The 4,727-nt window shown below is 71.7% G+C and carries 4 protein-coding genes; 3 read left to right on the top strand and 1 reads right to left on the bottom strand.

What is annotated here, in order from left to right:
* Positions 1-178: 178 nt before the first annotated feature.
* Positions 179-967: an FHA domain-containing protein gene (locus VFZ20_RS25650; protein ID WP_329686812.1), complete on the bottom strand. Its 789-nt coding sequence runs from the start codon at positions 965-967 to the stop codon at positions 179-181.
* A gap of 652 nt (positions 968-1,619) precedes the next feature.
* Here VFZ20_RS25650 and VFZ20_RS25645 point away from each other — a divergent pair.
* The 3 genes from VFZ20_RS25645 to VFZ20_RS25635 all read left to right on the top strand — a co-directional run bounded on the left by VFZ20_RS25645 (position 1,620) and on the right by VFZ20_RS25635 (position 4,540).
* Positions 1,620-2,753: a serine hydrolase domain-containing protein gene (locus tag VFZ20_RS25645; protein WP_329686811.1), complete on the top strand. Its 1,134-nt coding sequence runs from the start codon at positions 1,620-1,622 to the stop codon at positions 2,751-2,753.
* Between the two features lie 388 nt (positions 2,754-3,141).
* Complete coding sequence (locus VFZ20_RS25640) at positions 3,142-4,245, top strand: isoaspartyl peptidase/L-asparaginase (protein WP_329686810.1); 1,104 nt, start codon at positions 3,142-3,144, stop codon at positions 4,243-4,245.
* A 73-nt stretch (positions 4,246-4,318) separates the two neighbouring features.
* Complete coding sequence (locus VFZ20_RS25635) at positions 4,319-4,540, top strand: DUF433 domain-containing protein (protein ID WP_329686809.1); 222 nt, start codon at positions 4,319-4,321, stop codon at positions 4,538-4,540.
* Positions 4,541-4,727: the final 187 nt, after the last annotated feature.

The raw sequence follows: 4,727 nt of genomic DNA, 5'->3' as shown, positions 1-4,727 counted from the left end.
CACGCGTAGATGCCGGACATCAGCAGCATGCCCAGGGCAATGCGGATGGCCCATCGCTCGCGGCGCTCGCGCATGGCCTGCCGCACCCACCGGGCGAGCGCGATGAGCGCGCCCACGCCAAAGAGCAGGACCACGCCGCGGAGGATCCAGTCCAGTACGGTTTCCAGGTAGCCGGGCATCAGCCTGCGTGTGTCAGCCGCAGCACCGTGTTCCCCATCCGCACGGTGTCGCCCGGGTTCAGGGCGCGCTCCTGGTGCGGCGGGATGGGCTGCTCGTTGACGAAGGTGCGGTTCTTGGAATCCAGGTCCGTCACGGTCACGCGGCCGCCCTGCACGCGAAAGCGGGCGTGGCGGCTGGACATGTAGCGGTCGCCCGTGGCCTGCACGCCGGCGTCGGGCCGGCGGCCCAGCACCACCTCGCCGTCAAAGCGCACGGGCTCGCGCAGCGTCTCGGAGCTGACGACCTCGAGGAGGGCGCCCCGTCCGGCCGGGGCGCCGCCGCCCCCGCCGCCATGGGCCGGGGCGCCGCCTCCGTACGCCGGCTGCGCGCCGTACGCGGGCTGGTTGCTGTAGGCCGGCGCGGGGGCGCGGTGCTCGGGCACCAGCGGGCGGTCCGGGCCGGGCGCGTTGCTGGCGCCCTCCGGCTGCCGGCGCGGGTCGTCCAGCCCCAGCGGCTTTACGTGCGCGAACTCGCGCTTGGTGTCCAGGACCACGACCTCCACGCGCAGCCCCGCGCGTGCGATGCCGTTGTCCTGGGCCCACTGCGCGGCGAACCGGCGCAGGTGGTCCGCCTCGTCACGGGCCCACAGGGTGGGGCTCATGCCGGGCGGCACCAGGTCGGTGGAGGCGTACACGCGCAGGTCGGGCGCGGTACGGCGGTCGGCGTAGCGCCGCAGGGCTTCGCGGACGCCGTCTTCCAGCTGCTGCCGCAGCGTGGGGCGCAGGAGCTTGCGAAAAGCGTTGATCATCGCGGTCCAGGAACGTGGGGTTCGCCGGGCGGGGCTGTCGCAATATCAGGACCGGCGCGACCGGCCGGCAACCGGCGGGGCCATTGCTGGCGAGTACGGGTGGATGAGGGCGCGCGTTTCGGGGATGCGTTGAAGATGGTGTGAGGCGGATGTGGATCCAGAGGGACAGCGCGCTCGCAGCCTGAGCGGGGAAACCCGCCGCGGGGGACCGTCCGTGTCGCGCCGGCGCGCTCCCAGCCTGAGCGGCTAAAGCCGCCGCTACGACCGCGGAAAGCCCCGTCTCGCGCTGACGCGCTCTGCGAACGGGGCTTCAACCACCAACGCGCGCCGCCACCCGGCGGGAGGCCGCCTCCGCGCGGAGGGCCGGAATCGCGCCGCGCGGACTCCGCGCCGGTGCACACGCGGCGGCCCGTTCCGGGGCAGTCCGCGCAGGCGGACCTCGTGCCTTTCCAGCGGCGAATTCATTCGCTCCGGCCGGGACTTCGCGACGAACGGAGGGCGCCGGCGTCCGACCAGGTTCGGATGCGGATTCGGGGGCGTTGGGGCGGAAATCGAATCCGGATCCGCGAACGCCCGATTGAAACCATCGCGGCGCGCACCGCGTCCAAGGCGAAGGCGGGATGATGATCCGCCCCACACCACAGATCCGGAGATGACGCACATGCGCCGCATCGGCCGCAGTGTTCTCGTGATATCGACCGTCGTTGGCGCCTGCGCCCCGCTCGGCGCGCAGTCCGCCCGTCCCGCGTCGCCCTCCGTCGCATCCACCACCCCCGACGCGCGCGCCACGCTGGACGCACGGGCGCCGGGGTGGCTGGCGGAGCACGGCGTGCCCAGCCTGGCCGTGGCGTACATCCGCGACGGCCAGGTAGCCTGGACGCGCGTCTACGGCAACCAGGCGGACGGCGTCCCCGCGTCCGACTCCACGCTGTACAACATCGCCTCGCTCACCAAGCCGCTCTTCGCGGAGCTCGTGCTGCGGCTCGCGGCGGACGGGCGCCTGTCGCTGGACGAGCCCATGTCGCCCGTGTGGACGGATCCCGACGTGGCGTCGGACCCGCGCCACGACGCGTTCACCCCGCGGCTGGCCCTGAGCCACCAGCTGGGATTCACCAACTGGCGCCGCGAGACGGAGGGCGTGCTGCGCATCGGGTTCCAGCCCGGCACGCAGTTTCGCTACAGCGGCGAGGGATACGAGTACGCGCGGCGCTTCGTGGAGCGAAAGCTGGGCGCATCCACCAACGACCTGGCGCGGCAGTACGTCTTTGGCCCGGCGGGGATGCGCAGCACCTCCTTCGTCCGCCAGCCGTGGTTCACGGGGCGCACCGCCATGCCGATGGGACCCGAGGGCCGCTGGGGCACGCCGTCCACGGACGACGAGGCCAACGCCGCGGACGACATCCACACCACCATCGGCGACTACGCGCGCTTCGTGATCTCGGTGATGGCGCACGACCGGCTGCCGGCCGCGCTGGCCGCCCAGCGCGACAGCATCCACGCGACGGGCGCGGAGCGCTGCGATCCCGCCAAGGTGCCCGTGTGCCCCGTACGCATCGGCTACGGACTGGGATGGACGGTGTTCGAGTACGCGGACCCGGCGCAGAACGTCCTGTGGCACACGGGCGGCGACTGGGGCGAGAAGACGATCGTGTTCTACTGGCCCAACCGCCGCGAGGGCGCGGTGCTGTTCACCAACGGCGCAAAGGGCTTCGACGTGATGGTCCCCGCCGCCACCCTGCTGGCGGAAGGCACCCTGTTCGCCGGCTTCCTGGAGCACGGCGGCTGAGCGCGCGGCACGTCACCCGACGCCCGGCGCTCATCCTGAGCGGATGTGATAACCAGATCGGGGAGACGGGTCATCCTGGGGAGCCGCCGCGTACGCTTTTTGTCCGTGCGTGATCCCTGGCGGCGACGAAGGATCTTGCCCGCAACGCGTCAAGCCGGCTCCCGGGCATGGGAGCCGGCTTGTCGTTTCGCGCACAAGATCCTTCGTCGCGCCCGAAGTCCCGCGCTCGATCAGGGTCGCCGCGGGCGCTCCTCAGGATGACAATCAGTGGACAGCGTCATCCTGTCTGCTCAACGGAGCACCGGTTGTGCGAGGAAACGGGCGGCGGCAGATTGGGCCGCGATCCACCGCCCGCACGCCGAAGCCTCCACGCGCGAGACGCATCCCCATGATCCGCACCGCACGCCTTGCCTGCCTGGCCGCCGTGATGGCCGCGGCCGCCTGCACGCCGCAGCCGGCGCCGCAGACCGAGCCCACGTTTCAGCCCGCGCGCCCCACGGACGTGGGCGGCAACGCGCCCGCGCCGGCGCGCTGGGGCATGGTCATCCACGGCGGGGCCGGCGCCATGACGCCGCAGTCCATCCCGCCCGAGCGCCAGGCCGAGTACCAGGCCGCCCTCACGGAGGCGCTCATGGCCGGGCACGCCGTGCTGGCCCGCGGCGGTAGCAGCCTGGACGCCGTGGAGGCCGCCATCAACGTGATGGAGGACAACCCGCTCTTCAACGCGGGCCGCGGCGCCGTCATCACGGCCGACGGGCGCATCGAGCTGGACGCGGCCATCATGGACGGCGCCACGCTGCGGGCCGGCGCCGTGGCGGGGCTGCACACGGTGCGCAACCCCATCGACCTGGCCCGCGCCGTCATGGAGCGCTCGCCGCACGTGATGATGATCGGCGACGGCGCGGAGACGTTCGCGCGGCAGAACGGGCTGCAGATGGTGGAGGAGAGCTACTTCTGGACGCCCACGCGCCGCCAGCAGTGGGAGCGGGCGCGCCAGCAGGACAGCCTTCGCGCCGACAGCGCCGCGCGCGCCGGCCGCACCAGCGGCTACAGCGTGCCGGAGGAGCGCAAGTGGGGCACGGTGGGCGCCGTGGCGCTGGACCGCAACGGCAACCTGGCCGCGGGCACGTCCACGGGCGGGATGATGATGAAGCGCTACGGCCGCGTGGGCGACGTACCCATCATCGGCGCGGGGACGTACGCCAACAACCGCTCGTGCGCGGTGAGCGCCACGGGGCACGGCGAGTTCTTCATCCGCAACACGGTGGCGCACAGCATCTGCGCGCTCATGGAGTACGGCGGGCTGCCGCTGCAGGCCGCCGCGGACAGCATCGTCATGCGGCAGCTGGTGGCGCAGCAGGGCGAGGGCGGCATCATCGCCATGGACCGCAACGGCGACTGGACCATGCCGTTCAACAGCACGGGCATGTTCCGCGGCCGCGTCGGCGCCGACGGCGTCCCCCACGTGGGCATCTTCCGCGGCGAGCCGTAACGGCGCTGGCAAACTGGTTGCGGCTCGCGCCTCTGTTTATCTTTGGGATGCATCCAGATCAAGGAGACCAGCAATGAGCCCCAGCCGCGTCATTCATACGGACCCCGAGGTTCTCGGCGGTATGCCGGTATTCGCCGGCACGCGCGTGCCGCTCAAGAACCTGATCGACTACCTGGAGGCGGGCTATCCGCTGGACGAGTTCCTCGATGACTTTCCTAGCGTTACGCGAGAACAGGTGATCGCGGCGCTCGAGGAAGCTCAGGAAGCGTTAAGCGAACGTGCGTGTGCTGCTTGATGAGTGCACGCCCCGAAAGCTCCGGCGTGAGCTCCCGGAGCACGAGGTGCGCACGGTGGGCGAGATGGGATGGAGCGGGACGAAGAACGGCGCGCTGCTTCGCAAGGCGGCCACCGAGTTCGACGTCCTGCTCACGATCGACTCCAACATGGAGTACCAGCAGAACCTGACGCACCTACCCGTGGCC

The sequence above is a fragment of the Longimicrobium sp. genome (assembly GCF_036280135.1).
Lineage (GTDB): Bacteria > Gemmatimonadota > Gemmatimonadetes > Longimicrobiales > Longimicrobiaceae > Longimicrobium.
The sequence above is the reverse complement of the archived record's forward strand: the minus strand, read 5'-3'. Positions and strand labels throughout refer to the sequence as shown.

Bases quoted from the DNA above. Each gene is read 5' to 3' on its own strand.
- VFZ20_RS25650 (WP_329686812.1), bottom strand. From the start codon at position 967: ATGATCAACGCTTTTCGCAAGCTCCTGCGCCCCACGCTGCGGCAGCAG.
- VFZ20_RS25645 (WP_329686811.1), top strand. From the start codon at position 1,620: ATGACGCACATGCGCCGCATCGGCCGCAGTGTTCTCGTGATATCGACC.
- VFZ20_RS25640 (WP_329686810.1), top strand. From the start codon at position 3,142: ATGATCCGCACCGCACGCCTTGCCTGCCTGGCCGCCGTGATGGCCGCG.
- VFZ20_RS25635 (WP_329686809.1), top strand. From the start codon at position 4,319: ATGAGCCCCAGCCGCGTCATTCATACGGACCCCGAGGTTCTCGGCGGT.